This is a genomic window from Pseudomonas sp. Sample_11 (genome assembly GCF_004307505.1).
GTDB lineage: Bacteria > Pseudomonadota > Gammaproteobacteria > Pseudomonadales > Pseudomonadaceae > Aquipseudomonas > Aquipseudomonas atacamensis.
In genome coordinates this window covers 172328-197407 of the sequence record NZ_RCOD01000031.1, presented here as the reverse complement: position 1 = coordinate 197407, position 25080 = coordinate 172328, and the positions used below count along the sequence as shown (strand labels likewise).

Genomic DNA, 25080 nt, shown 5'->3' with positions numbered 1-25080 from the left:
TTAACAGCAAACCCGGATGCGGGGCCAGTCTGAAATTCTGAACATTACGTGCAGTTTTTCAGCGTCGGTGCAATCCGCCGCCACCGCCAAACGAACGGTTCATCATTTGTGAAGAATGGTTGAAGTTGTGCGTGCGCTGATTGCCGAGACTGCGTGCGGCGGATTCGCGGTTGAGGTTCTGCAGCTGCGCATTGTTGTTCGCGGGTCTGGTCCGGTTGGCACCGCTGCCGGCCACGGACTGCCAGCCGTTGTCGGTTTTCTTGTAGACGTTGCCGTCGCGCCCGGCATAAACGTTATCGCCGACCCGCGCAGCGCCGCCGTCGCGGCCATGAATGCCGCCGTATTGCGTGGTGTTGCCGGTATTGGGGTTGTAAACGGCGCCGCGATTGGCACTGACGTGAGTGCCGCTGCGAACGTTGCCAGCGCTAACCCGTTCTCCGGCGATGGCGCCGCCGTTCGGGCCGACTGCCACGCCGTTGCGCCCGGCAGCGTAGTTGCCGGTGTAGGCGTTGTGCACCGCGCCACGTTGCCCGGCGGCGGCAATGCCGGTACGCGAGTTGTACGAGGCGCCAACCTGGCCGGCCCAGCGATTGCCGGTCCATGCGTTGTAGCCGGCGCCATAACGGCTGACTGTCGCACGATCACCCCACTGATGATAAAGATTGCCGGTGGTTCCGGCCCAGCCACCCGGACCCCAGGCCACCGCGCCGCCGCGATAACCGTAGGCTGCGCCACCCCAGGCCAGCGGCGCCGGGTACAGACGCGGACCCCACGCGTAGCCCCAACCGTAATTTCCCCACCACGGATAGGCGCCCCAGCCCCAGCCCATGGCGACGGTGTTGCCGCCCCAGCTCCAGCCGAATCCGAAGCCGAAGGTCCAGCCAGTCCACGGCGTGTAACGAATCGCGACGCCGAAACCATAGGTCACCGGCGGCCCGTACCAGACGCTACCGACCCACGGCGTATACGGATAACCGGTGCCGTACACCACAACGCCAGTCGCCGGGTCCAGCGTCGAGCCTTGATAGCCCGGCGTGTAGCCGACCACCACGGTATCGCCGCTGGATTCGTAAACCTTCACGTACGTGAGGTAGTGCATCGGCGAGCTGGGCGGAATCGAATAAATCACCGCTGGCACTGAAGTGGCCACACTCCACGGCCCGTTCAGTGATGTGGCGCTGAACCAGATGCCGTTCTCCACCGCCCACCAACTGTCGTTGTCGACTCGAATAATCGGAGTGGCGCTGTTGACCACGTATTGCAGCGGCGTATTGCTGATCGCTTTGAGCTGCGGCTCGCCGTCAAATTGCGGTGTCGTCATCTTCACCGCGCTTTTCTTGATCGCCGAGGTCTGCGGGATGGTCGCCGCAATGGCCGCCTCCTGTGCCTGTGGCGTGCCGACTACCGAGGCCTTGACGTTCTCTTTGGCGCTGTCGTCAGGAATATTGGCAAAGTCGGCCGGCAGTTTGTCTGCCGGGACAAAGGTCCATGGCCCGCTCATGTCGCTGGCGCGGAACCAGCGCCCGGAGATCAGTACATAACTGTTCTGATCGCCGATTTCCTTGAAAATGTGCCCGGTGGTGTTGCTCACGTACAACAGGCTGGTGCCCTGAATCGGTTGCCATTGCGCGGCGCCGTCGGTCACCAACAGTTCCGTTGGCGTGGTGGCGATGAAGATTTTCGGCTGTGGCGGCTTGGCCAGGCTGGGAATCTTGTCCTTCGGGTCACTTTGCCCGGTGAGCAGGTCCACCTGGCGGCTCTTGATCGCCGCCTGTTTGGCTTTTTCCAGACTGGCCGGCGGCGCAGCGAGGCGCGTGTAATCACCGGCCAATGTATCGGCAACCATCCAGCCGTCAAATACATGCAGGTAGTGTTTGCCTTGGGCATCCTTGAGCAGCAGTGGGCGCGTGTTGATCACCCGTTGCAGCTCCGTTCCTTCAACCGGCCGATAGGCCGGCTCGCCGTCGATGTATACGAGAATTGCCGGGCTGTCCGAGCTGATAATGGTCGGCGGCGTGTTTTCCAAGGGCGCGCTGTCGGCTTTCAGTTCAGCGTTGAGCACCCCAACCGCTGCTTCCAGCTGATCCAGTGAAATGGTTTTCTTGCGGCTCTCGGCATCTTTTTCCAGAATGGCGAGCCATGTGTCGGCCTGTTTCGCGTCGGCGGGGAAATCGGCCTTGATGATTTTGTACTGATCGAGCGCGACCCAGCGGGTGGCTTTATCGACGAGGGTGTGAGCGCTGAACTGGACGATGCCGTAGGTGGACTTGCCATCGGCAGCCGTGGCTTCGACAGCCGCGCGGGCATTGAGCGTATAGCCGTCCCAGCTGTCGAGCTGCGGCTGATACACCGTCAGCTTGCTCTTGCCGCTGCTGATCACTTGCGGCCATGTCGGCTCGCTTGGCGCCGCATTCGGCTTTGCCGCTGGTGCGGCTGCCCAGGCATTGCCAAGTGTCAGCAGGCATAACATCAGCAGCGAGGGTAAAGCACTCAGGAAAGGCATCGTCAGCTCCATCGACACACCGGTTTGCAAGGCGCAACCGGGAAAACACAACCGTCGAAAAAGCATAGCCGCCCGCCGTGGATTTACCCGGTAGATCGAGCCGTTAGCGCAAAGTCGAGTGTGGCAATGTGTTGCGATGTGCTATTTCAAGGCATGCTTGTTTCAAATCATTTTCGAGAGGCCGTCATGTTCAACGCCATCCTGATCGACAAAGACGACAGCGGTTATCGCGCCAATCTGCAGCAAATCGATGAGCAGCAACTGCCCGAAGGCAATGTCAGCGTGAACGTCGCGTACAGCACGCTGAATTTCAAGGACGGCCTGGCGATTACCGGCAGCAGTCCGGTGGTACGCAAGTTTCCCATGGTGCCGGGGATCGATCTGGCGGGGACTGTCGAGTCCAGTTCCCATGCGGATTTCAAGGCGGGCGATCGGGTGCTGCTCAACGGTTGGGGCGTCGGTGAAAGCCACTGGGGCGGACTGGCGCAAAAGGCTCGGCTCAACGGTGACTGGCTGATTCCACTGCCCGAAGCTTTCACCCCGGCGCAAGCCATGGCCATCGGCACCGCCGGCTACACGGCGATGCTGTGCATTCTGGCGCTGGAGCGCCATGGCGTGACGCCGGATCACGGTGAAGTGCTGGTCACCGGCGCCAACGGCGGGGTCGGCAGCTTTGCCATCGCCTTGCTCAGCAAGTTGGGATACCGCGTGGTGGCATCCACCGGCCGCGTGTCCGAGCATGAATATCTGGAGCAATTGGGCGCTGCCGAAATCATCGATCGCGCCACCTTGTCCGAACCGGGCAAGCCATTGGCGAAGGAGCGTTGGGCGGCGGTGGTCGATTCGGTCGGCAGCCATACATTGGCCAACGCTTGCGCCAGCACGCGTTCGGAAGGCGTGGTTGCTGCATGCGGGTTGGCGCAAGGCATGGATTTCCCGGCCTCGGTAGCGCCGTTCATTCTGCGCGGCGTGACGCTGGCTGGAATCAACAGCGTGACCCAGCCCAAAGCACGCCGTATCGAGGCCTGGGACCGACTGGCCAGGGATCTGGATTTCTCTTTATTGCAACTGATCAGTCAAGAAATCAGTTTGAGCGAAGCCCTTGAGGCTGCGCCCAAACTGCTCGCCGGGAAACTGCGGGGCAGGGTGGTGGTCGACGTCAATCGTTGAGTTCACGCTCAAGCAGTTGGCGTTTGCGCTCGACGCCCCAGCGGTAGCCGGAAAGGTTGCCATCGCTGCGTACCACGCGGTGGCAGGGAATCGCCACCGCCAAGCGGTTGGCCCCGCAAGCCTGGGCCACGGCGCGCATCGAAGTCGGCGCGCCGATGCGTTGCGCGATTTCGGCATAACTGGCGGTGCTGCCTGCGGGAATCTCCCGCAGCGCCTGCCAGACGCGCTCCTGAAATGCGGTGCCGCGTATATCCAGCGGCAAGTTCAGGCCCGTCGCGGGCGCTTCGACAAAGCCGACGACGCTGGCGATCAACTGTTCAAATTCGCGGTCGGCGCCGATCAGGTTGGCCTTGCGAAACTGATCCTGCAGGTTGCAGACCAGTTGATGCGGATCGTCGCCGAGCAGAATCGCGCAGATCCCACGTTCGCTTTGCGCCACCAGAATCGCCCCAAGCGAGCATTGGCCAACGGCAAAGCGGATGTCGTTGTTCTGCCCGGCGGCGCGGTAGTCGGTGGGCTTCATGCCCAGCAGTTGATCGGCTGATTCGTAGAAACGGCTGTTGGAATTGAATCCGGCGTCATACAGCGCGTCGGTCACCGAGCCGCCGTCGGCCAGGCGCGCACGCAGCTTGCGTGAACGATGCGCCATGGCGTAAGCCTTGGGCGTCAGGCCTGTCGCAGCTTTGAATACTCGATGGAAATGAAAAGGGCTGAGGCCCGCGCTCGCCGCTAGGCTGTCGAGCGCGGGCAACGTCTCGGACGCTTCGATTTGCCGGCAGGCCGCTGCGATGATCGCCGCGTGCTGCGCGTCATTCTGGTCCTTGCTGGCGCGTTTGCTTGCCCGGTATCCCGCTGCTTCGGCCATTTCGGCGGTGTCGAAAAACTCGACATTCTGCGGTTTGGGCAGGCGCGCAAGGCTGCTCGGTCGGCAATAAACGCCGGTGGTTTTTACTGCGTAGACAAACTGCCCGTCCGCACGCGGATCGCGCGCCACCACGGCGGCCCAGCGTGGATCGTCTTCAGTTCTGATCGTCTTCGAAAGCGTGTCCATGAGAGGGAATCCGTTGACCTGTTTGAGTCAGGTTAACCAGCATCGTAACCCGCGACACTCCGCGCCTTGCGGTCAAACTTTTACTGATCGCCAGCAACGCGGAAGGTGATGTTGATGCGCCGTTCGCCCAAGAGCGGGTGCTGGCCGGGTTTGATTGGCAGCACGCCGTGATAGCGCAGACGGTCCACGCCGCCCCAGACCACCATGTCGCCATGCAGCAGCGGGATGCGCCGGGTTTTATCGCTGCGTTCGAAACCGCCGAACAGAAACATTGCCGGCAACCCCAGCGACAACGAAACGATGGGCGCGGCATAACCCTTTTCGTCCTTGTCCTGATGCAGCGACATCTTGGCGCCGGGGACGTATTGGTTGATCAGGCAGGAGTCGGCCTGAAAACCCGGGAAGCCGGCGCGTTTCGCCGCCTCGTGGGCCAAATCGGCAAACACCGCCGGCATCGATGGCCACGGCAAGCCGCTGAGTGGATCGACGCTGGAATAGCGGTAACCGCTGCGATCAGTGATCCAGCCCAACTGCCCGCAACTGCTGGTGCCGACCGACATGCTGAAACCGCCGGGCGTGACCATGTGGCGTAGCGGGGCGGCGGCAAGAATGGCTTCGAGCTCGGTCAGTAATTGCTCGACCTGCGGCAAGGCGAATCCGCGCAGCACCCACGATTGTTCGCCGATCTGCTCGGCGCGGGCTTGCTGTACGGGTTCGTTGTCGGCGAACAGGTCAAACGTGGTCGGTTGCATGATTCAGTTACAGCGCTTTGCTGACCTTGATGTCACTGAGCTCTTCGTCAGCGTGCATTTTCTTCAGCGCCGCTTTCGCTTCCTCGTCAGTGCCGGTTTCCAGCTCGGCGAATTCGAAACGCTGTTCACCGTCCAGTTTGTACTTGATCACGTATTTGGTTTTTTGCGCCACGGTCATGTTTCCCTTTCAGAATAGGCTGTGCGTCTCAGCTCAGTTTAGTGCTGGAGCGACGGATGATCTTGATCGAGTGGGTCAGCGTCGGCTTGCGAGTCACGCTGATTGCACGGCGGTTGACGGTGTCGATGGTGATGTTCCAGAAGCCGGTACTCGGTGCGGTGATGCGTGCCGGAAACGTGTCGAATGCGCCGCCGTGGTAGGTGTGACGGCCGCCGTTTTTGAAGCTGCGGAAGTTGGCGTCGTTCATCAAACGGATGTTGCACATCTGCGAGCACTGAATGACGACGATGTCGTCTTCGTTGAGGTGCTCGCGCTGGTGAATGAATTTCATGGGCGCCTCCAGAAGGGCTTTTTCTACTAAATCAAAACGATAGCTTGTCGATGGGCGCAGTTTATCAGCCCGCACGGGTTATTATCTGGCCGTCGGGCGTTGCTTTGACAAATTTTGAACAGAACTTCGCCACGGCAGGCGGGTTAAATGCACAAGGCCCCGGAGAAAAGCGGCATTTGTGCTGTCGGACGGTCTTTAACGGAGGATTCATATGAAGTGGGGTGTGGTGTGTGTGCCGTTGATTCTGGCGATGGCCGGTTGTGCAAATGTTTCCGAAATCAATGAAACGCTGCCAACCATGAGCGTGATTTCCGGCAAAAAGCCCCAGGAGTATGCGCAGTGTCTGACCGACAAGCTCGCTGACAGTCGTGGTGCGTTGCAAGTCCAGCCGCAGAAGGACGGTGTACGAGTCATCGTTCCCGGCAAACTTTCGTCAGGCCCGGCAGCCGTATTTGATATCGAAGATCGCGCCGGCGGCAGCAGCATCAAGTTGCATGAGCGCATGTCCAACGTGCCGGTTCGCCCTCGCGATGTGCAGAAAGCCGCGAACGCCTGTATTTCCGGCTGATAGACTAGCGCACATCAGCACCCGATGCCGTCACAGTCCTGCTGTGGCGGCATTGTCATTTATGGAGTCGCGATGAAGCGAGAGCATGTGCGGGAGCGCCACGCAGAGGGCCTTATCTCTGCCACCCATGTCATCCAGAACCCGGCGAATCCCGGTGAATGGATCGTGTTTTTCAAGAAGAGTGCAGGTCGCAGCTACTTTTTGGTGGATGACAATGATGAAGTTGAGTCCTTCAATCGCCTCGACGATCTGATCGAGGTCGTCCGTGGCCTCGGGATCAAGTTTGCCGAAATCCACATGTAAGGCTTACTTGCAGACGACCACGACGTTGCGGGTCTTGTAATTGCCAACGTCAACGCCGAGGGTTTTGTCATCTTCCTTGGGCGCCGGCGTGCCATCGGTGCCGACGATGCGATAACCGGTGCCAGCGCAGGAGGCATCGGCCTTTTCGTAGCACATGGCCCAGGAGTTGGCTTCGCCGGAACAATCGATGCTCAGGCCCTGTTCGCCATTGTTCAGATAGGTGGGCTGCGAGGTGGCACAGCCGCTCAGTACCAATACCGCGAAAAGCGGCTGCAGTTTGTTCAGGTTCATGGTTGCGTGGTCTTCAAGTGGGGGGACTGCATGCTCTGACAGCGCCGCGATGAAAAGGTTATAGCGATTGGCCACTTGTTTGCCAACAAGGCACAAAAAAGCCCTGCGTTCTGGCAGGGCTTGGCGCAAGTGCTGGCAGGATCAGTCCTGATCTTTGCCACGGCGCTTGGAAGAAGCAGGTGTATCGGTGAACACCGAGGCTACATCCGTCGCCATCTGCTCGCTGTCGAAAGGCCCGGCGATATGTTCGCCGTTGGTGGTGGTCAGCGTCCACTTGCCGTCTTTCTTGTCGATCACATACCCGTTGATGATTTTTACCGCAGCCATCTGGTCATTCTCGTTCGGTGGTTCAAAGGCGCCATGATAGCGGCAAATGCTCGCATTGGGGGCTGATAAGCGTATGGTGATCCTGTTTGCCCGGATCTTGAGCTACGCTGATTCCGCCGCTGAAATACCCGGATGGAACTATCCGCGCGAATATTTCTCTATGTTGGCATCGGTTAGCCAGCGCGGGGCATTGTAAGGCGCACGCCGCCTGATTAGACTGCCTCGAAACTCGTACACACAGCCTTTTCAAGGACTTATATGATCAAGAAATGCTTGTTTCCAGCAGCCGGTTACGGCACTCGCTTCCTCCCAGCGACCAAAGCCATGCCTAAAGAAATGCTGCCGGTGGTAAACAAGCCACTGATCCAGTACGGCGTTGAAGAAGCACTGGACGCGGGCCTGACTGAGATTTCCATCGTCACCGGCCGTGGCAAGCGTGCTCTGGAAGACCACTTCGACATCAGTTACGAGCTGGAAAACCAGATCAAGGGCACCGACAAGGAAAAGTACCTGGTCGGTATCCGCAAGCTGTTGGACGAGTGCTCGTTCTCCTACACCCGTCAGACCGAAATGAAAGGTCTGGGCCACGCAATCCTGACTGGCCGCCCGCTGATCGGTGACGAACCGTTCGCCGTGGTCCTGGCGGACGACCTGTGCGTCAACATCGACGGCGACGGCGTGCTGACCCAGATGGTCAAGCTGTACAAGCAGTTCCGCTGCTCGATCGTCGCTATCCAGGAAGTCGATCCGCAGGAAACCAACAAGTACGGCGTAATCGCTGGCGAAATGATCCGCGACGACATCTACCGTGTACACAGCATGGTCGAGAAGCCTAAGCCGGAAGACGCGCCGTCGAACCTGGCGATCATCGGTCGCTACATCCTGACCCCGGACATCTTCGACCTGATCGAACAGACCGAGCCAGGCAAGGGCGGCGAAATCCAGATCACCGACGCCCTGATGAAGCAGGCCCAGAACGGCTGCGTGATGGCCTACAAGTTCAAGGGCAAGCGTTTCGACTGCGGTGGCGCTGAAGGCTACATCGACGCGACCAACTTCTGCTTCGAAAACTTCTACAAGACTGGCAAAGCTTACTGATAGCGTTTGCCTCGTCTGCAAAAGAAAGCCACCTTCGGGTGGCTTTTTCATTTTCCGCCCTTATATGGATGGCAGTGCTTGCCCAATGGATGACTGCGGGTATGCTGATGGCCTGCCGAGGAGATAGAAATGGCCTACGATTTTGACCTTTATGTGATTGGTGCCGGTTCCGGCGGTGTGCGAGCTGCGCGGTTTGCCGCCGGCTTCGGGGCGAAAGTGGCGGTGGCCGAGAGCCGTTACCTGGGTGGCACCTGTGTCAACGTCGGTTGCGTGCCGAAAAAACTGCTGGTCTACGGCGCGCACTTTGCCGAGGACTTCGAGCAGGCGTCCGGTTTCGGCTGGAACCTGGGCGAGGCCAACTTCGACTGGGCCACGCTGATCGCCAACAAGGATCGCGAGATCAATCGCCTTAACGGCATTTATCGCAATCTGCTGGTCAACAGCGGCGTGACCCTGCACGAGGCGCACGCGAAAATCGTCGGGCCGCACGAGGTTGAGGTCAACGGCGAACGCTACACCGCCAAGAATATCCTGATCGCGACTGGCGGCTGGCCGCAGATTCCCGAAATTCCGGGGCACGAGCACGCGATCGGTTCGAACGAGGCGTTCTTCCTGAAAGAGTTGCCCAAGCGTGTGCTGGTGGTAGGCGGCGGTTATATCGCGGTCGAGTTCGCCGGGATTTTCCATGGCCTCGGTGCCAACACCACGCTGCTGTATCGCGGCGATCTGTTCCTGCGTGGTTTCGATGGGTCGGTGCGCAAGCACCTGCAAGAAGAATTGACCAAGCGCGGCCTTGACCTGCAATTCAATGCCGACATCGCTCGCATCGACAAGGAAGCTGACGGCAGCTTGAAGGCGACGCTCAAGGATGGTCGCGTACTCGAAGCCGACTGCGTGTTCTACGCCACCGGCCGGCGTCCGATGCTGGACAATCTGGGCCTGGAAAACACCGATGTGCAACTGGACGACAAAGGCTTCATCAAAGTCAACGACGAGTACCAAACCACCGAGCCGTCGATTCTGGCGCTGGGCGACGTCATTGGTCGCGTGCAGCTGACACCGGTCGCGCTAGCCGAAGGCATGGCCGTGGCGCGGCGTCTGTTCAAGCCGGAGCAATACCGCCCGGTGGACTACAAGATGATTCCGACCGCCGTGTTCAGCCTGCCGAACATCGGCACAGTCGGTTTGAGCGAAGAAGAAGCGCGCGATTGTGGTCACGAAGTGGTCATTTTCGAAAGTCGCTTCCGGCCGATGAAGCTGACCCTGACTGACTGTCAGGAGAAAACCCTGATGAAGCTGGTAGTCGACGCCAAGACCGACAAGGTGCTTGGCTGCCACATGGTCGGCCCGGACGCTGGCGAGATCGTGCAAGGTCTGGCGATTGCCTTGAAGGCGGGCGCGACCAAGCGCGACTTCGACGACACCATCGGGGTGCACCCGACGGCTGCCGAAGAGTTTGTGACCATGCGCACGCCGGTCAGCGCTTAAGCGTCCTTCGCTTTGGTCGAATCTGGCGCTGCCGCAACGGCAGCCGCCAGACGCTGGCTGTCTTCAAGGCTTGCCTGAACCTTGAGCAATTCCTTTTCCAGTGACTGATTGAGCTGCGTCTGCTCGTCGACGCTCTGTTTGAGCGCCTGGCTTTCCAGTGTCGCCACGCGCAGACGTTCCTGGAGGAGGGTGCGCTCGCTGTCCATGCGCGTGGCCTGCTCGAGCAACTGATCCTGACGCTGATTGCTGTGCTTGAGCTGATCCTGCACCAGGTTCAGCTCGCGCTGAGTGCCACGGTTTTCGGTGAGCAGGCGTTCGTTGTCACGGTGCAACTGTGTGATCTCATCCTGACGCACCAGCGCGCTCTGCTGGGCTTGGCGTAGCTCGGCCTGGATCTGCTGGATTTGCCCTTCGTGGCGGGCCTGTTCCTGCTCGCGCTGTTCCTTGGTGGCGTTACGGTAATGCTCCAGCGCATCGCGAGCGTGCAAGTGTTTTTCTTCCAGTGAGCGGATCTGCTCGTCCTTGTCCCGCAAGCGCAATTCAAAATCGGCCAGTGCCTGGTTGAGACCGGCATTGCGCGTCTGTTCGGTTTGCAGCATCGAGCGGGTGTTGCTCAGCGCCTCGGATTCGCGTTGCAGTGCGGCGCCTTGAATGTCGTGATCGTGCTCGAGTTTTTCCAGCGCCTGGCGAACCTGTTTCAGCTCGGTTTCCAGTGCTTCCCGTTGCTCCTCGAACTGTTCGCGGGCTTGCTCGATGGGCTCCTGCGCCTGTTCTTTCAGGCGCTGGGCGAGGCGAGAGACGAGGGCGGTCAGCTCATCATCGATCGGTTCTGCTGACGCTTCTGCTGGTTGTGTGCCGTCATCCAGTTCTTTCAGGTAGCGATGGATCGTGGTTTTCGAGCCGGTGTTGCCCATTTCGATGCGTACTGCATCGATGCTTGGGTGCTCGCCGCGAGACAGGATCGCTGTGCGCGCTATTTGCACCAGTGCTTTGGTAATGCCGCCACGGGCCATGTGAACTCCTACGGTTACGTACTGTGGTACATGCCACTAAAGTACGCAGTGTACCATGCTGAAAATATAGGTAAATATCTGAATTAAAACACGCGGGATATACTGGTATTACCCAATGTCAGGCGGCAAAATGCGCACCTGCATGTCTGAACCCGTACGCCAGCGAGAAAACTGCCCATGAGTGACATCGATCGATATCTGCAAGCCGCCACCCGGGACAACACTCGCCGCAGCTATCGCATGGCTATCGAGCATTTCGAGGTGACGTGGGGCGGATTTCTCCCGGCTACTGCCGACAGCGTTGCGCGCTATCTGGTGGAGCACGCCGGGGTTCTGTCGATCAACACCCTCAAATTGCGCCTGTCGGCGCTGGCGCAGTGGCACAACAGTCAGGGCTTTGCCGATCCGACCAAGGCGCCAGTAGTGCGCAAGGTGTTCAAGGGCATTCGCGCCTTGCACCCGGCGCAGGAAAAACAGGCTGAGCCGTTGCAACTGCAGGATTTGCAACGAGTGATCGATTGCTTGGAGCAGGAGGCGCAAACCGCCCGCCAGGATCAGGACCGCCCGACCTTGCTCAAGGCTTATCGGGATCGCGCGCTGATTCTGCTGGGCTTCTGGCGTGGCTTTCGCAGTGACGAGTTGTGCCGCCTGCAGATCGAGCATGTGCAGGCGAGTGCTGGCAAAGGAATCACTTTGTATCTGCCGCGCAGCAAGGGCGACCGGGAAAACCTCGGGCAGACCTACCAGACCCCAGCGCTATTGAAGCTCTGCCCGGTGCAGGCTTATATCGACTGGATCACCGAAGCCGCGCTGGTGCGCGGCGCGGTGTTCCGTAGCATTGATCGGTGGGGCAATCTGAGCGAGGAGGGCCTGCACGCCAACAGCATCATTCCGCTGCTGCGCCAGGCGTTGCAGCGCGCCGGGATTGCCGCCGCCAACTACACCAGCCATTCACTGCGGCGTGGCTTTGCCACATGGGCGCATCAAAGCGGCTGGGATCTGAAATCACTGATGAGTTACGTTGGCTGGAAGGACATGAAATCCGCCATGCGCTATGTTGAGGTCAGCCCATTCCAGGAAATGGCTCGGATTATGGATAAGCCGGATCAAGCGTAGAGATCGTTTTCTTCTATTAATACAGTCAGCTAATAGCGAAAACAAATCAGCAGCATCAGGTTTGCCAATGAGCCTTCCGTCGAGTGAGTGGGTAGGATTCACCCATCAACTTCATAACCCCTGACGGAGAGTCATCGATGCCTATCATCAACAGCCAAGTAAAACCGTTCAAAGCTACCGCGTTCAAAAACGGCGACTTCGTTCAAGTCTCGGATGCTGACTTGAAAGGCAAGTGGTCCGTAGTGTTCTTCTACCCAGCCGACTTCACCTTCGTTTGCCCAACCGAGCTGGAAGACCTGGCCGACAACTACGCTGAGTTCAAGAAGCTGGGCGTGGAAATCTACAGCGTTTCGACCGACACCCACTTTGCTCACGCTGCCTGGCACAACACTTCGCCAGCCATCGGCAAAATCGAATACACCATGATCGGCGACCCTACCCACGTCATCTCCCGCAACTTCGACGTGCTGATCGAAGAAGCTGGTCTGGCTGACCGTGGCACCTTCGTGATCAACCCTGAAGGCCAGATCAAAATCGTTGAACTGAACGATGGCGGCGTTGGCCGTGACGCTTCCGAGCTGCTGCGCAAGATCAAGGCTGCTCAGTACGTCGCTGCACACCCAGGCGAAGTTTGCCCGGCCAAGTGGAAAGAAGGCGAGGCCACTCTGGCTCCGTCGCTGGACCTGGTCGGCAAGATCTAAGTCTGTGACATGCAACGCAGGGCGGCACGCCGCACCTTCTTAAGTTAGCTGCACCGCCCAATAAAAATGCCCGGGCGAGATTCGCTCGGGCTTTTTTTCGCCACAAATAAAGGAAATCGCCCGTATGTTGGACGCCAATCTTAAAGCCCAGTTGAAATCGTACCTGGAACGGGTCACCCAACCGATCGAGATCGTTGCATCCCTCGACGACGGTGCGAAATCCCGTGAAATGCTGGACCTGCTGAAAGACGTTGCCAGTCTTTCGAGCCAAATTACCCTGATCGACAGCGGTGACGATGTTCGCAAGCCATCGTTCTCGATCAATCGCCCTGGAGCCGACATCAGCCTGCGTTTCGCCGGTATTCCAATGGGCCACGAATTCACCTCGCTGGTGCTGGCTCTGCTGCAAGTCGGTGGCCACCCGTCGAAGGCCAGCGTTGAAGTCATCGAGCAGATTCGCTCGCTCAAAGGCGAGTTCAGCTTCGAGACTTACTTCTCGCTGTCTTGCCAGAATTGCCCGGACGTCGTCCAGGCGCTGAACCTGATGGCCGTGCTCAACCCGAACATCCGCCACGTCGCTATCGACGGCGCGCTGTTCCAGGACGAAGTCAACGATCGCAAGATCATGGCCGTGCCGAGCATCTACCTCAACGGCGAAAACTTCGGCCAGGGCCGCATGGGCCTGGAGGAAATCCTCGCCAAACTCGACACCGGCGCCATCGTCCGTCAGGCCGAGAAGATCAGCGCCAAAGAAGCCTTTGACGTGCTGGTCGTCGGCGGTGGCCCGGCGGGTGCTTCGGCGGCTATTTATGCCGCACGTAAAGGCATCCGCACCGGTGTCGCGGCTGAGCGTTTCGGCGGTCAGGTGCTCGATACCATGGCCATCGAGAACTTCATTTCCGTGCAGGAAACCGAAGGGCCGAAACTGGCCACGGCGCTGGAAGAACACGTCAAGCAGTACGACGTCGACATCATGAACCTGCAACGCGCCGACAAGCTGATCCCGGGCAAGAATGGCGAGTTGCACGAAGTCCACTTCGCCAGTGGCGCAACTCTGAAAGCCAAAAGCGTGATCCTGGCGACCGGCGCACGCTGGCGCGAAATGAACGTTCCGGGCGAGCAGGAATACCGCAATAAAGGCGTGGCGTACTGCCCGCACTGCGACGGCCCGCTGTTCAAAGGCAAGCGCGTGGCGGTGATCGGCGGCGGTAACTCCGGCGTTGAAGCGGCTATCGATCTGGCCGGTATTGTGTCGCACGTAACGCTGCTGGAGTTCGACGTGCAACTGCGTGCCGATGCCGTGTTGCAGCGCAAGCTGCACAGCCTGCCGAACGTCACGGTGATCACCAGTGCGCAAACCACTGAAGTCACCGGCAATGGCGAGAAGGTCAACGGTCTGCGTTACAAGGATCGCACCACAGATGAGCTGCGCACGGTTGAGCTGGAAGGCATCTTCGTGCAGATCGGTCTGCTGCCGAACACCGATTGGCTGAAGGGCACCATCGAGCTGTCGCCGCGTGGCGAGATCATTGTCGATAATCGTGGCGAGACTTCGATCTCGGGGATCTTCGCAGCGGGTGACGTGACGACTGTGCCGTACAAGCAGATCGTGATCGCAGTGGGCGAGGGCGCCAAGGCTTCTCTGAGCGCGTTCGATCACTTGATCCGGACTTCGGCCCCGGCATAAGCCTCAGGCCTGAAATGAAAAAACCCATGAGCGATCATGGGTTTTTTTATGCCTGGCACAATCCATCTGCAGGAGTGAGCCTGCTCGCGAAAGCGGAGTGTCATTCATCGATGATGTTGACTGGCCGGACGCCTTCGCGAGCAGGCTCGCTCCCACAGTGGATTTATATCGTCAGTTACAGCGGCGCAGGCTGAATGATTTCAACCCAGTAACCATCCGGATCCTTGATAAACGCCAGGCTCTTCATCCGGCCATCGGTCAGACGCTTCTGGAAATCGCAACCCAGCTCTTCAAACCGTGCACACGCAGCGACGATGTCCGGCACCGAAATGCAGATGTGGCCGAAACCGCGCGGGTCGGTGTTGCCGTTGTGATAGGCGAAGTCGGCATCGTTTTCGGTGCCGTGGTTGTGGGTCAATTCCAGAATGCCTGGAATCGATTTCATCCATTCGGTACGCGCAGCGTCGTCGGACGGGATCTGTGATTTATCGACCAGCGCGAGGAAGTACAGGCTGAACTCGGCTTCCGGGAAATCACGCTTCTCGACAAGCGAGAAACCCAGTACGCGGGTGTAGAAATCCAGCGACTTGGTGATGTCCTTTACGCGCAGCATGGTGTGGTTGAACACGAAGTTGCGGGTTGCGCTGTCTGGTGTGGCAGTCACGCCGGGGAAAGTGTTCAGTTCGTTGAGGCTCATGGGCCCTCCAATAACAATGGGCGAGTGAATGGGCGCAATGATACGCATGCCGGCCGGCATCGCCAAATGCAAGGCGGGCTTGCCCTGCGCGAAAGCGGGGCTCAGACTTTGCTTTCTATCCATGAGTGCGTCCGGCAATGATCCGACTGTTGAAATCCGTGTTTGTTTTTTTTGCTTTGTCGTCAGCTGTGGTTTTCTCCGCGATGGCCGAACCAAGTATCACTTGGCCGACGGGCTGGGAGGTTGAAGCGTTGCCGGAAACCGCGCCGCCAGTCTCGCGGCAACGGGCGGTGAAGCTCGATGCTGATGGCAATCAGGTGATGGTGATGGAGTTGACGATGACGCAAGTGGAGGCGGGGCATCAGGTCAATTTGCAAGGCGTGCTGCTGGAAATGCGCAAATCGATCCAGAAGGATTTCTTCCGCAGTGGTTATCAGAGCGTCTGCAACAGAATTCATCCGGCTGCGCTCGGCTCATTGTCCGGGCTGGAGACGACCTGCACGGTCACCGAGAACGGTCGACACGTATTATCACAAACGTTGGTGGCAGCTGTGGAAACAGACAAGGCTTACGTACTTTCATATGCCGGGCAGGCCGAGGTTTATAAGGCGAGCGTCGACGATATAGAAGCGGCGCGCAACAGCCTGAAATTATAAACGTTCGTACTAACTCGCAGCAGTCCGCTTACCGGAAAGGATTAAGCACATAGTTTGATCAAGCGCTCGAGGTAACATCGCGCAGCAAAATGTTTAGCCTGATGATTCAGAAGCGTTACACAAATTTCCAACTTGTTCGATGAAAATCATTTCATTTGTTAGATATTGTCAATAAAAAAGCCCTGCATCAGGCAGGGCTTTTTGTTGGCGTCAGATTAACCGCGCAACCATGAATCCACGGTGGCTGCACCGTACTGCTCTTTCCAGGCTTTCAGACCGCGATGGTTGCCGCCCTTGGTTTCGATCAGCTCACCAGTGTGAGGGTTCTGATAAACCTTGACTACGCGGGCGCGGCGGGTCTTGGGCGCTGCGGACTGCTGCAGACCGGACTTTGCCGGGTTTGGATCAAGGATGGCGATGATGTCTTTCAGGCCTTTGCCATAGGTTTTCATCAGTCCCTGGAGCTTTTCTTCGAATTCGATTTCTTTCTTCAGCCCGGCATCGTTCTTCAGCGATTCCAGCTGTTTGAGCTGTTCCTGAAGGGCCTTTTCAGCTGCGCGAAATTCAGCGAGTCTGGACAATATCTTTACTCCAATAGTGTGTTTGGCTGATACCAACCGCAAACAAAGCTATAAGCCAAGAGCCTGGAAGCGACTCGGTGATAATTGGCTCACCTGCCAGTCTGGCTCAGGTTGAAAAAATTGTAGTAGTTAATGCGACAAGAGTAAATCCTGATGTTGTCGCCATGTAACAACAATGACTTTTTGTATCAATTTGGTGCGGTTGTTCGGCGGGCAGGGTCGGTGATTTAATGATGAGTTAATGCTTCGAGGAAATCAGCGCCAGGCATCGGTCTACCGTACAAATAGCCCTGCAAAAAGTTAACGTTATGCTCGGTCAGGTAATCAGCCTGGGCCTGAGTTTCGACACCTTCGGCAACAATGCCCAAGTCCAGTTTGGCCGACAGTTCAATGATGGAGTCGAGAATATGCCTCGATAACGCGTCTACACCGATCATGGCCACGAAGCTCTGATCGATCTTTAGAAAGTCGACGTTGAAGGTGCGCAGATAACCAAGGCTCGAGTGCCCGGTACCAAAGTCGTCGATCGCGATTTTTACTCCCAGTGCATGCAATTGCTCAAACAGCTTAAGCGTGATGTCGCTCGGCTCGATCAGTTCGCGCTCCGTCAATTCCAGCACCAGTTCGACGCTGCCGGGCGCAAACGCCGCCAAGAGATCACGACAATCTTCGACCAGCTCCAGATCCTGGCAGTGGCTGGCGCTGATGTTGATGCCGATATGGAAAGGCTTGGCGAAGTTCACAGAGTGCGGTCCCAGCAGGGCCGCAGTCTGTTGCATCAGCGCGCGGGTCATCGGCACGATCAGACCTGAGTGCTCGGCAAATGGTATGAACAGATCCGGGCGTACCAGCCCCTCTTTCGGGTGATTCCAGCGCATCAGCACTTCAGCGCCCGACCACTGCTTGCTATCACCGTGAACCACGGGCTGGAAGTAAGGAATGAATTCCCCGGCCTCAAGTGCGCGCATCATTTCGTGGCTGGGCGAGGTCGATCGCTTCTGAACGAAGTGGCCAATGGCACCGGAGATTGCACCGAAGAAAATCAACAGACTGAACAGCGGAGGATATTCAGCCGCCATGTAACGCCGGACTTCGCCCTGGGGGAAACCCGCCGACACTTTGAAACCGTAACGCTCGGATTCCAGCAGGCTGTGCGCGACCGGCGGGGCAGGCAGTGATCCCTGATGAACTTTGCCGTCGGCGGACAGCCAGTTATCGCCCACTTGCAACGTCAGTAATGTCTGGCGGCCGATCAGGCGCAGGATGTTGCTCAAGTGATAGCCATCCAGTGTGGTCAGCGCGCCACCACGACCGTCGCTGAGACGGTAGATCAACAATGCCGTATCGGGCGTCACCGGATTGCCGTTCATCAACCACAGTTTGCCTTGATGATAGTCCCCGGCATTGACGGCTTCCTGGAACGCCCCGAAGAGTGAGCTGCAGTAGAGATTGTTGTCCCAGACCAGATTGGTCGAGCGCACGAAGGGGCGGCGGGTCACTTGTTCGCGCAGGGCCAGTTTCACCTCTTCGCAATTTTTCCCGGCAAGCGGCAGCAGGACCCGAGCGGCTTCTGCCGTGTTATCGAGCATCAGATCGAACTGTCGCAGCGCCTGTTCGGCCGTCTCCCCGGCACTTTGCTGCAGTGTGCGTTCTGCCTGCATATAAAGAATCCCACTGCCCAGCACGATCGGCAGCAGACCGCTGAGCACAGTCACGGCGATTCGGGTGCTGCGTTTGCGGCGGGTTCGACGGGTCAGCGGCATGGACACATCCTGTGGTTTAGAAATCCGACCCGATAAACAATTGAGCCAGAGGGGAGAATAGATCGCAGATGGCTCTTGCGCCGTACGAAAAAAAGCGGATTTTATACAGAGGGCAGACAGGTCCCGTTACGCTGTGTAGAATCGATTTACGCATACAATAATAATCGTCTTCTGGCAGCAGAAGCCTCGCCCGCAAGAGCCTTGGGTCGACAATGAAGATATTCGGGTTCCAACTGATCTACGGAGACTTCCTCGCGCGCAGCGTGCGTGGCATCTCCTGTGCGCCTCCCTCTACATCACTTTCCTGACAAATAACCCTGGTTAATTGATAAGAAATGATGAGGCGTCACCATGGCAGATTTATACGAAAACCCAATGGGCCTGATGGGCTTTGAGTTCATCGAGTTCGCAGCGCCGACTCCCGGTACGCTGGAGCCGATCTTCGAGATCATGGGCTTCACCAAAGTCGCGACCCACCGTTCCAAGAACGTGCACCTCTATCGTCAGGGCGCGATCAATCTGATCCTCAATAACGAACCCAACAGCGTCGCCTCGTACTTCGCCGCCGAACACGGCCCGTCCGTTTGCGGCATGGCGTTTCGCGTCAAGGATTCGCAGAAGGCCTATTCCCGCGCACTCGAACTCGGCGCTCAGCCGATCCACATCGAAACCGGTCCGATGGAGCTTAACCTGCCGGCGATCAAAGGCATCGGCGGCGCGCCACTGTATCTGATCGACCGTTTCGGCGAAGGCAGCTCGATCTACGACATCGACTTCGTGTTCATTGAAGGTGTTGATCGCAACCCGGTTGGCGCTGGTCTGAAGATCATCGACCACCTGACCCACAACGTTTATCGCGGTCGCATGGCCTATTGGGCGAACTTCTACGAGAAGCTATTCAACTTCCGTGAAATCCGTTACTTCGACATCAAAGGCGAGTACACCGGTCTGACTTCGAAAGCCATGACCGCACCGGATGGCATGATCCGCATCCCGCTCAACGAGGAGTCGTCCAAGGGCGCCGGGCAGATCGAAGAGTTCCTGATGCAGTTCAACGGCGAAGGCATCCAGCACGTTGCGTTCCTCACCGACGACCTGATCAAGACCTGGGATCAGTTGAAGAAAATCGGCATGCGCTTCATGACCGCGCCGCCGGATACCTACTACGAAATGCTTGAAGGTCGCCTGCCGAACCACGGCGAGCCGGTCGATCAGCTGCAATCGCGCGGCATTCTGCTCGACGGTGCCTCGGAGCAGGGCGACAAGCGTCTGCTGCTGCAGATCTTCTCGGAAACCCTGATGGGGCCGGTGTTCTTCGAATTCATCCAGCGCAAGGGTGACGACGGTTTCGGCGAGGGCAACTTCAAGGCTCTGTTCGAATCGATCGAGCGTGACCAGGTGCGTCGTGGTGTGTTGACCACCGAGTAATCTCAAATGAAAAAATCCCGGCCTGCAGAAATGCAGGGCCGGGATTTTTTAAGATCAAAAGATCGCAGCCTTCGGCAGCTCCTACATTTGGAATGCATTTTTCCTGTAGGAGCTGCCGAAGGCTGCGATCTTTTGCTTTTAAGAGCGTCGTTGGCGCGTCAAATGCTTGAAGCCTTCGAACACCAGCACCACAACTGCCAGCCAGATCGGGATGTAAGTCAGCCACTCGCCCGACTTGATGCTTTCTCCCAGCAACAACGCCACCGCAAGCAACAACACCGGTTCAACATAACTCAACAAACCAAACAGACTGAACGGCAGCAAGCGGCTGGCGATGATGTACACCACCAGCGCGGACGCACTGATCAGGCCGAGCAGCGGAATCAGCCACATCAGTCCTGGATGTTGATCGAACACGGCCAGGCCCTGTTCGCCGCCCTGCACAAACCAGTAAGCGACCGGCAGCATCAGGGTCATGTCGACCCACAGGCCACCGAGGTTGTCGGTTTTCAGGTATTTGCGCAGTACGAAGTACAGCGGATAACCGACCACGACCACCAGCGTCGCCCAGGAAAAACCACCCACCTGATACAACTCGTTCAACACGCCGAGGCTGGCGAAAAATACGGCGATTTTCTGCAGGTAAGACAGGCTCTCGCCATAGGCAATCCGCCCGGTCAGCACCATCGCCAGCGGCAACAAGAAATAACCCAGCGATACATCCAGGCTGTAGTCATTGAGCGGTGCCCACATGAACAGCCACAGCTGAACGCCGAGGAGGGCGGAAGAGACCAGCAGCCCGGCAATCAGCTTCGGCCTGGCTGCCATCAATCGGAACAGCTCCAGCACCCGCCGCCATTCCCCGGAAACCAGCATGAACACGGTCATGCACGGCACGGTCAGGAGCATGCGCCAGCCGAAGATTTCCACGCCGCTCAGAGGCGTCAGCAGCGACGTGTAGTAATACATGACGGCAAACAGCACCGAGGCTGAAACCGATAGAGCGATACCTTTAGACAAACTGTCCTCGCGACGTGATGGTTGAACGGGGCGCGCAGGATACGTGGTTTTTGTGCTGAATATTGAGCGGATGCTCATTATTTCCCACATCCAGGAGCCACAAATCCTGTGGGAGCGAGCCTGCTCGCGAAGAGGCCGGCAGAGTCAGCATAGATGTTGCGTCGGCTGGCGCTATGCATGATTGCATCGCTTAAACGCAAAAGATCGCAACCTTCCGCAGTTCCTACAGGGAACGCATTCCACAGTAGCTGCCGAAGGCTGCGATCTTTTGATCTGTGCTTCTGATTAAGCCCGCAACGTCCGCGTCATCCGCAACGCCAGCAGACTCCCGCCAACGATCACCGCCGCCAGCACATACAACGCCGCATCCGTCGAGCCAGTGCTGTCCTTGACCCAGCCCACCAGGTACGGGCTGAGGAACCCGGCCATCTGCCCCATCGAGTTGATCAACGCCAGACCGCCAGCCGCCGCGCCCGCGCTCAGCATGGCGGTCGGCACCGGCCAGAACATCGGCAGACCGGTCAGTGCGCCCATGGTCGCGATGGTCAGGCCGAGAATCGCAATCGCCGGATTCGCTGCGAAATTCACTGCGATCACCAGACCGACAGCGCCCATCAGCATCGGCACCACCAAGTGCCAGCGGCGCTCCTTGCGCAAGTCCGCCGAGCGGCCGACGACCAGCATGAACACCGCCGCGAGCAGGTACGGAATCGCACTCAGCCAGCCGATCACCAGGTTGTCGCTGAAGCCGAGGTTCTTGATGATCGACGGCAGCCAGAAGTTGATCGCGTAGACGCCGCTCTGGATGCAGAAATAGATCAGGCCGAAGGCCCAGATCGCAGGATTCTTGAACACCGCAAGCAGCGAGTCGGTGGCGGTTTTCGGTTTGTTGGCGAGGTCTTCGGCGTGGTCGGCTTCGAGCACCGAACGTTCGTGGGCGGTCAGCCATTTGGCGTTGGCAAAGCTGTCGCTCAACAGGAAATATGCCAGCGCACCAAGGATCACGGTCGGAATGCCTTGCAGCAGGAACATCCACTGCCAACCGGCCAGGCCACCTTGGCCGGCGGCGAAGTGGTTAAGGATCCAGCCGGAAAACGGGCTGCCGAGCAGCCCGGAGACGGGGATCGCCGACATGAACAACGCCATGATCCGGCCACGGCGGAAGGTCGGGAACCACTGCGAGAGATACAGCACGACGCCCGGGAAGAAACCCGCCTCAGCCGCACCGGTGAAAAAGCGCAGGGTGTAGAACTCGGTCGGGGTGGTGACGAACAACAGGCAGGTCGACAGCGTGCCCCAGGTGATCATCATCAAGGCAATCCAGCGCCGAGGACCGAAGCGGGTCAGTGCGAGGTTGCTCGGCACGCCGCACAGCACGTAACCGATGAAGAAAATGCCGGCGCCGAGGCCATATACGGTTTCGCTGAATTTCAGTGCGTCGAGCATCTGCAGTTTGGCGAAGCCGACGTTGACCCGGTCGAGGTAGTTGAACAGGTAGCAGATGAAAATGAAGGGAATCAAACGCAGGGTGATGCGTTTGTAGACGGCGTTTTTACCGTCGTCGATGGTCTGGGTAGCTGCGGCGCTCTGCGACATAGCGGCTCTCTCTTTATTATGATTTTTTGCGATGCAAAGGGTAACGTTGATCGCCCTGAGAGTCTCGGCCACCTTTGGCCGGATTGTCTTTGTGCCTGAGCACAGGGTTTGCCGCCAGACCCTGTGCGGCTGAACAACCGTCCGTGCCTGAAATGAAGGATTGCCGCCGCTATGTTCGAACTCGATCACGACCTTGCCCAGGACATCGTCGACCGGGCCATGGCCATTTTGCCGTACAACGTCAATGTCATGGACAGTCAGGGCCTGATCCTCGGCAGCGGTGAACCGGAGCGCATCAACACCCGGCATGAAGGCGCGCAACTGGTGCTGGCCAACGGGCGCGTGGTGGAAATCGATGCGCAAACGGCGGTGCACCTCAAAGGCGTGCAACCGGGCATCAACCTGCCGCTGTTGCTCGATCAGCGCTTGATCGGCGTGCTTGGCATCACTGGCGAGCCGGAGCAATTGCGCACCTACGCCGAGCTGGTGCGCATGACCGCCGAAATGCTCGTCGGCCAGCGCAACCAGCAGGCCGAGCAGCAGTGGCGACGGCAGCGCTGCGATGATCTGCTGGCGTTGCTGTTGAGCGAGGCGGGGGATTCGCCGCGTCTGGTCGATGAGGCGCAACAGTTGGGACTCAAGCCGCAACTGACGCGGGTGCCGTATCTGTTTGAACTGGGGCTTGAGCACGGGCCGGGGCAAACCGTCGAGGCACTGAGTGCGTGGCTGACCTCGCGGTATCCGGACAGTTGGTGCGTGAGTTCGGCGAAGTCGTCGCTGTTGTGGTGTCGCCCGGCGAGCCAGAACGTCGAGCACGATCGCCTGCTGGAAAAACTCGATGGCCTCGGCTGGAAGATTCTGCGCATCGCCGTCGGCGGGCAGGCGGATGGTCTGGCCGGGTTGCGTCGCTGTTATCGACGGGTCGGCGACTTGCTGGCGTATGGTCGTGACGTGCTGCCGAGCTCGCGGCTGCTGACGCTCAATCGTTATCGCTTGCCGGTCATGCTATGGCGACATCGCAACGATGATGCGCTGGACGAACTGCTCAAGCCGCTGCGCAAGGTTATCGCCAAGGACAGCAACGGCCAGTTGCTGGCGACGCTACGTAGTTGGTGCGAGCACGACGGGCAGAGCCAGGCCTGTGCCGAAGCGCTGGGTATCCATCGCAACAGCCTGCGTTATCGCATGGAGCGGATTGCCGAGTTGAGCGGGGTTGATCCGTTGAAGCTGGACGGGATGCTGGCGTTGTATCTGGGGGTGCAGTTGCTGCCGCAGACTGATCCGAATTGATCGGTGTATTTCGGGGCCTCTTCGCGAGCAGGCTCGCTCCCACAGTGGCATGCATTTCAAAATGTGGGAGCGAGCCTGCTCGCGAAGGGGCCGGAACATCCAACGCAAGTCTTTTGTGGAAATGAACAATAAACGCCGACGCCACTTGTGCACCCGACCGGCGTCAAGGCGCAGGCCGACTGGCAGCATGAATGCCACTGCAACCGGAGAATTCCCATGAAGATCGTCATCGCCCCCGACTCGTTCAAGGACAGCCTGAGTGCCCAAGGCGTTGCCGAAGCCATCGCCCTCGGACTGGCGCAGGTCTGGCCGCAGGCGACGCTGATCAAATGCCCGATGGCCGATGGCGGCGAAGGCACGGTCGAGTCGATTCTTGCAGCCTGCGAAGGTGAGTTACGCCGCACCCGCGTGCGCGGTCCACTGGGCGCGCCGGTCGATGCTGCTTGGGGTTGGCTGCCGCACAACCACACCGCGATCATCGAAATGGCCGAGGCCAGCGGTCTGCAACTGGTCCCGCCGGGACATCGCGATGCCTGCATCAGCAGCACGTTTGGCACGGGTGAATTGATTCGTGCAGCGCTGGATGCTGGCGCGCAACGAGTGATCCTGGCGATCGGCGGCAGCGCGACCAATGACGGCGGTGCGGGTGCGATGCAGGCGTTGGGCGTGAAGTTGCTGGATGCGCAGAATCAGTCGCTGGTGCCCGGCGGCCTGGCCTTGGCGCAACTGGCGCGATTGGACCTGAGTGGGCTCGATCGACGTCTGGCCGATGTGCGTTTCGACATCGCCGCCGACGTCAACAATCCGCTCTGCGGCCCTCATGGTGCTTCGGCCATTTTTGGCCCGCAGAAGGGCGCATCGCCCGCGCAGGTTGAGCAGCTCGATCAGGCGCTTGGGCACTTCGCCGAGCTTTGCGCGCAAGCATTGGGCAAGGACGTGCGCGATCAACCGGGCAGCGGCGCGGCGGGTGGTCTGGGGTTTGCCGCCAAGGCTTTTCTCGGCGCGCAGTTTCAGGCGGGCGTCGAGGTGGTAGCGGAACTGGTCGGGCTCGCTGAGGCGGTCAAAGGTGCGGATCTGGTGATTACCGGAGAAGGCCGCTTCGATGCGCAAACCCTGCGCGGCAAAACACCGTTCGGGGTGGCGCGAATTGCCAAACAATACGCCGTGCCGGTGATCGTGATTGCCGGAACCTTGGGCGAGGGCTATCAGGAACTCTACCAACACGGCATCGACGCCGCGTTCGCCGTGACCAGCGGACCGATGACATTGGAACAGGCCTGCGCCGAAGCCCCGCGCCTGCTGCGTGAACGCGCCACCGATATTGCTCGGGTCTGGCAACTCGCTACCAAACGCTGAACCGCTTGCCTTTGGTAGGAGCTGTCGAGTGCAACGAGGCTGCGATCTTTTGACTTTTAAAAGCAGGATCAGAAGATCGCAGCCTCGTTGCACTCGACAGCTCCTACCAAGGGCAG

General features: G+C 58.8%; 25 protein-coding genes and 1 pseudogene. 12 read left to right on the top strand and 14 right to left on the bottom strand.

Features of this window, described 5'->3' with window-relative positions:
* Window positions 1-58 precede the first annotated feature (58 nt).
* Complete coding sequence (locus D8U60_RS08160) at window positions 59-2503, bottom strand: autotransporter (protein WP_130899881.1); 2445 nt, start codon at window positions 2501-2503, stop codon at window positions 59-61.
* Between the two features lie 186 nt (window positions 2504-2689).
* Between D8U60_RS08160 and D8U60_RS08155 the strand changes: the two genes are divergently transcribed.
* A complete protein-coding gene (locus D8U60_RS08155) occupies window positions 2690-3673 on the top strand; it encodes an MDR family oxidoreductase (RefSeq protein ID WP_130899880.1) in 984 nt (327 codons plus the stop codon).
* Here the strand turns inward: D8U60_RS08155 and ada are convergent.
* The 4 genes from ada to D8U60_RS08140 form a co-directional block, all read right to left on the bottom strand.
* Window positions 3663-4724 (bottom strand): bifunctional DNA-binding transcriptional regulator/O6-methylguanine-DNA methyltransferase Ada, encoded by a 1062-nt coding sequence (gene ada / locus D8U60_RS08150; RefSeq protein WP_130899879.1) that lies wholly within the window; start codon window positions 4722-4724, stop codon window positions 3663-3665. The genes D8U60_RS08155 and ada overlap by 11 nt on opposite strands.
* 80 nt (window positions 4725-4804) lie before the next feature.
* Window positions 4805-5476 (bottom strand): DNA oxidative demethylase AlkB, encoded by a 672-nt coding sequence (gene alkB, locus D8U60_RS08145; protein WP_122704144.1) that lies wholly within the window; start codon window positions 5474-5476, stop codon window positions 4805-4807.
* A 7-nt stretch (window positions 5477-5483) separates the two neighbouring features.
* Window positions 5484-5654 (bottom strand): hypothetical protein, encoded by a 171-nt coding sequence (locus tag D8U60_RS27615; RefSeq protein WP_016774926.1) that lies wholly within the window; start codon window positions 5652-5654, stop codon window positions 5484-5486.
* A 28-nt stretch (window positions 5655-5682) separates the two neighbouring features.
* Window positions 5683-5985, bottom strand: a complete 303-nt coding sequence (locus D8U60_RS08140; protein ID WP_007912251.1) for a DUF1883 domain-containing protein — start codon at window positions 5983-5985, stop codon at window positions 5683-5685.
* 211 nt (window positions 5986-6196) lie between these two features.
* On the opposite strand from D8U60_RS08140, the gene D8U60_RS08135 reads away from it, so the two are divergent.
* The gene (locus D8U60_RS08135; RefSeq protein WP_016774925.1) at window positions 6197-6553 is read left to right on the top strand and encodes a hypothetical protein; all 357 of its coding nucleotides are present in this window, start codon (window positions 6197-6199) and stop codon (window positions 6551-6553) included.
* 72 nt (window positions 6554-6625) lie between these two features.
* Window positions 6626-6856, top strand: coding sequence for a hypothetical protein (locus D8U60_RS08130; RefSeq protein WP_016774924.1), 231 nt, complete (start codon window positions 6626-6628; stop codon window positions 6854-6856).
* A 3-nt stretch (window positions 6857-6859) separates the two neighbouring features.
* Here D8U60_RS08130 and D8U60_RS08125 read toward each other — a convergent pair whose 3' ends face one another.
* On the bottom strand, window positions 6860-7147 hold the full coding sequence (locus tag D8U60_RS08125) for a hypothetical protein (protein ID WP_016774923.1): 288 nt from the start codon (window positions 7145-7147) through the stop codon (window positions 6860-6862).
* A 141-nt stretch (window positions 7148-7288) separates the two neighbouring features.
* Window positions 7289-7474, bottom strand: coding sequence for a hypothetical protein (locus tag D8U60_RS08120; protein WP_016774922.1), 186 nt, complete (start codon window positions 7472-7474; stop codon window positions 7289-7291).
* A 258-nt stretch (window positions 7475-7732) separates the two neighbouring features.
* On the opposite strand from D8U60_RS08120, the gene galU reads away from it, so the two are divergent.
* Together galU and gorA are read left to right on the top strand one after the other, a co-directional pair.
* Window positions 7733-8572: a UTP--glucose-1-phosphate uridylyltransferase GalU gene (gene galU / locus D8U60_RS08115; protein WP_024013124.1), complete on the top strand. Its 840-nt coding sequence runs from the start codon at window positions 7733-7735 to the stop codon at window positions 8570-8572.
* A gap of 129 nt (window positions 8573-8701) precedes the next feature.
* Window positions 8702-10060 carry a glutathione-disulfide reductase gene (gene gorA, locus D8U60_RS08110; RefSeq protein ID WP_130899878.1) on the top strand — a complete coding sequence of 453 codons (1359 nt, stop codon included), beginning with the start codon at window positions 8702-8704 and terminating at the stop codon, window positions 10058-10060.
* On the opposite strand, the gene D8U60_RS08105 is transcribed toward gorA, so the two are convergent.
* Window positions 10057-11073, bottom strand: coding sequence for a DNA-binding protein (locus D8U60_RS08105; protein ID WP_130899877.1), 1017 nt, complete (start codon window positions 11071-11073; stop codon window positions 10057-10059). The genes gorA and D8U60_RS08105 overlap by 4 nt on opposite strands.
* A 177-nt stretch (window positions 11074-11250) precedes the next feature.
* Here D8U60_RS08105 and D8U60_RS08100 point away from each other — a divergent pair, with 177 nt between their 5' ends.
* The 3 genes from D8U60_RS08100 to ahpF all read left to right on the top strand — a co-directional run bounded on the left by D8U60_RS08100 (window position 11251) and on the right by ahpF (window position 14577).
* Complete coding sequence (locus D8U60_RS08100) at window positions 11251-12189, top strand: site-specific integrase (RefSeq protein ID WP_130899876.1); 939 nt, start codon at window positions 11251-11253, stop codon at window positions 12187-12189.
* 137 nt (window positions 12190-12326) lie between these two features.
* Window positions 12327-12890, top strand: a complete 564-nt coding sequence (gene ahpC / locus D8U60_RS08095; RefSeq protein WP_016774916.1) for an alkyl hydroperoxide reductase subunit C — start codon at window positions 12327-12329, stop codon at window positions 12888-12890.
* Window positions 12891-13014: 124 nt separating this feature from the next.
* A complete protein-coding gene (gene ahpF, locus D8U60_RS08090) occupies window positions 13015-14577 on the top strand; it encodes an alkyl hydroperoxide reductase subunit F (protein ID WP_125918635.1) in 1563 nt (520 codons plus the stop codon).
* Between the two features lie 66 nt (window positions 14578-14643).
* Here the strand turns inward: ahpF and D8U60_RS27845 are convergent.
* Window positions 14644-14733, bottom strand: a pseudogene (locus tag D8U60_RS27845) (metal ABC transporter ATP-binding protein); the annotation flags it as partial.
* A gap of 19 nt (window positions 14734-14752) precedes the next feature.
* Window positions 14753-15274 (bottom strand): lactoylglutathione lyase, encoded by a 522-nt coding sequence (gene gloA / locus D8U60_RS08080; protein WP_130899875.1) that lies wholly within the window; start codon window positions 15272-15274, stop codon window positions 14753-14755.
* 137 nt (window positions 15275-15411) lie between these two features.
* On the opposite strand from gloA, the gene D8U60_RS08075 reads away from it, so the two are divergent.
* The gene (locus D8U60_RS08075) at window positions 15412-15930 is read left to right on the top strand and encodes a DUF4946 domain-containing protein (protein ID WP_130899874.1); all 519 of its coding nucleotides are present in this window, start codon (window positions 15412-15414) and stop codon (window positions 15928-15930) included.
* Between the two features lie 215 nt (window positions 15931-16145).
* Here the strand turns inward: D8U60_RS08075 and D8U60_RS08070 are convergent, their stop codons facing one another.
* Window positions 16146-16511 carry a histone-like nucleoid-structuring protein, MvaT/MvaU family gene (locus D8U60_RS08070; protein WP_016774912.1) on the bottom strand — a complete coding sequence of 122 codons (366 nt, stop codon included), beginning with the start codon at window positions 16509-16511 and terminating at the stop codon, window positions 16146-16148.
* A 227-nt stretch (window positions 16512-16738) separates the two neighbouring features.
* Window positions 16739-18274, bottom strand: coding sequence for an EAL domain-containing protein (locus D8U60_RS08065; RefSeq protein WP_130899873.1), 1536 nt, complete (start codon window positions 18272-18274; stop codon window positions 16739-16741).
* 351 nt (window positions 18275-18625) lie between these two features.
* Between D8U60_RS08065 and hppD the strand changes: the two genes are divergently transcribed.
* A complete protein-coding gene (gene hppD, locus D8U60_RS08060; RefSeq protein ID WP_016774910.1) occupies window positions 18626-19702 on the top strand; it encodes a 4-hydroxyphenylpyruvate dioxygenase in 1077 nt (358 codons plus the stop codon).
* 138 nt (window positions 19703-19840) lie between these two features.
* On the opposite strand, the gene rarD is transcribed toward hppD, so the two are convergent.
* Complete coding sequence (gene rarD, locus D8U60_RS08055; RefSeq protein ID WP_130899872.1) at window positions 19841-20722, bottom strand: EamA family transporter RarD; 882 nt, start codon at window positions 20720-20722, stop codon at window positions 19841-19843.
* A 285-nt stretch (window positions 20723-21007) separates the two neighbouring features.
* On the bottom strand, window positions 21008-22318 hold the full coding sequence (locus D8U60_RS08050; protein ID WP_039762752.1) for an MFS transporter: 1311 nt from the start codon (window positions 22316-22318) through the stop codon (window positions 21008-21010).
* Window positions 22319-22489: 171 nt separating this feature from the next.
* On the opposite strand from D8U60_RS08050, the gene D8U60_RS08045 reads away from it, so the two are divergent.
* Both D8U60_RS08045 and D8U60_RS08040 read left to right on the top strand, forming a co-directional pair.
* The gene (locus D8U60_RS08045; RefSeq protein WP_130899871.1) at window positions 22490-23608 is read left to right on the top strand and encodes a sugar diacid recognition domain-containing protein; all 1119 of its coding nucleotides are present in this window, start codon (window positions 22490-22492) and stop codon (window positions 23606-23608) included.
* A 216-nt stretch (window positions 23609-23824) separates the two neighbouring features.
* A complete protein-coding gene (locus D8U60_RS08040) occupies window positions 23825-24964 on the top strand; it encodes a glycerate kinase (protein ID WP_130899870.1) in 1140 nt (379 codons plus the stop codon).
* The last annotated feature ends 116 nt before the right edge of the window (window positions 24965-25080 follow it).

Excerpts from the sequence above, each read along its gene's own strand:
- D8U60_RS08130 (WP_016774924.1), top strand. The coding sequence starts at position 6,626 with ATGAAGCGAGAGCATGTGCGGGAGCGCCACGCAGAGGGCCTTATCTCT.
- D8U60_RS08105 (WP_130899877.1), bottom strand. The coding sequence starts at position 11,073 with ATGGCCCGTGGCGGCATTACCAAAGCACTGGTGCAAATAGCGCGCACA.
- gloA (WP_130899875.1), bottom strand. The coding sequence starts at position 15,274 with ATGAGCCTCAACGAACTGAACACTTTCCCCGGCGTGACTGCCACACCA.
- alkB (WP_122704144.1), bottom strand. The coding sequence starts at position 5,476 with ATGCAACCGACCACGTTTGACCTGTTCGCCGACAACGAACCCGTACAG.
- D8U60_RS08075 (WP_130899874.1), top strand. The coding sequence starts at position 15,412 with ATGATCCGACTGTTGAAATCCGTGTTTGTTTTTTTTGCTTTGTCGTCA.
- D8U60_RS08160 (WP_130899881.1), bottom strand. The coding sequence starts at position 2,503 with ATGCCTTTCCTGAGTGCTTTACCCTCGCTGCTGATGTTATGCCTGCTG.
- D8U60_RS08100 (WP_130899876.1), top strand. The coding sequence starts at position 11,251 with ATGAGTGACATCGATCGATATCTGCAAGCCGCCACCCGGGACAACACT.
- D8U60_RS08040 (WP_130899870.1), top strand. The coding sequence starts at position 23,825 with ATGAAGATCGTCATCGCCCCCGACTCGTTCAAGGACAGCCTGAGTGCC.
- D8U60_RS08155 (WP_130899880.1), top strand. The coding sequence starts at position 2,690 with ATGTTCAACGCCATCCTGATCGACAAAGACGACAGCGGTTATCGCGCC.
- D8U60_RS08120 (WP_016774922.1), bottom strand. The coding sequence starts at position 7,474 with ATGGCTGCGGTAAAAATCATCAACGGGTATGTGATCGACAAGAAAGAC.
- ada (WP_130899879.1), bottom strand. The coding sequence starts at position 4,724 with ATGGACACGCTTTCGAAGACGATCAGAACTGAAGACGATCCACGCTGG.
- D8U60_RS08050 (WP_039762752.1), bottom strand. The coding sequence starts at position 22,318 with ATGTCGCAGAGCGCCGCAGCTACCCAGACCATCGACGACGGTAAAAAC.
- D8U60_RS08140 (WP_007912251.1), bottom strand. The coding sequence starts at position 5,985 with ATGAAATTCATTCACCAGCGCGAGCACCTCAACGAAGACGACATCGTC.
- D8U60_RS27615 (WP_016774926.1), bottom strand. The coding sequence starts at position 5,654 with ATGACCGTGGCGCAAAAAACCAAATACGTGATCAAGTACAAACTGGAC.
- ahpF (WP_125918635.1), top strand. The coding sequence starts at position 13,015 with ATGTTGGACGCCAATCTTAAAGCCCAGTTGAAATCGTACCTGGAACGG.
- hppD (WP_016774910.1), top strand. The coding sequence starts at position 18,626 with ATGGCAGATTTATACGAAAACCCAATGGGCCTGATGGGCTTTGAGTTC.
- D8U60_RS08065 (WP_130899873.1), bottom strand. The coding sequence starts at position 18,274 with ATGCCGCTGACCCGTCGAACCCGCCGCAAACGCAGCACCCGAATCGCC.
- D8U60_RS08135 (WP_016774925.1), top strand. The coding sequence starts at position 6,197 with ATGAAGTGGGGTGTGGTGTGTGTGCCGTTGATTCTGGCGATGGCCGGT.
- galU (WP_024013124.1), top strand. The coding sequence starts at position 7,733 with ATGATCAAGAAATGCTTGTTTCCAGCAGCCGGTTACGGCACTCGCTTC.
- gorA (WP_130899878.1), top strand. The coding sequence starts at position 8,702 with ATGGCCTACGATTTTGACCTTTATGTGATTGGTGCCGGTTCCGGCGGT.
- ahpC (WP_016774916.1), top strand. The coding sequence starts at position 12,327 with ATGCCTATCATCAACAGCCAAGTAAAACCGTTCAAAGCTACCGCGTTC.
- D8U60_RS08045 (WP_130899871.1), top strand. The coding sequence starts at position 22,490 with ATGTTCGAACTCGATCACGACCTTGCCCAGGACATCGTCGACCGGGCC.
- D8U60_RS08125 (WP_016774923.1), bottom strand. The coding sequence starts at position 7,147 with ATGAACCTGAACAAACTGCAGCCGCTTTTCGCGGTATTGGTACTGAGC.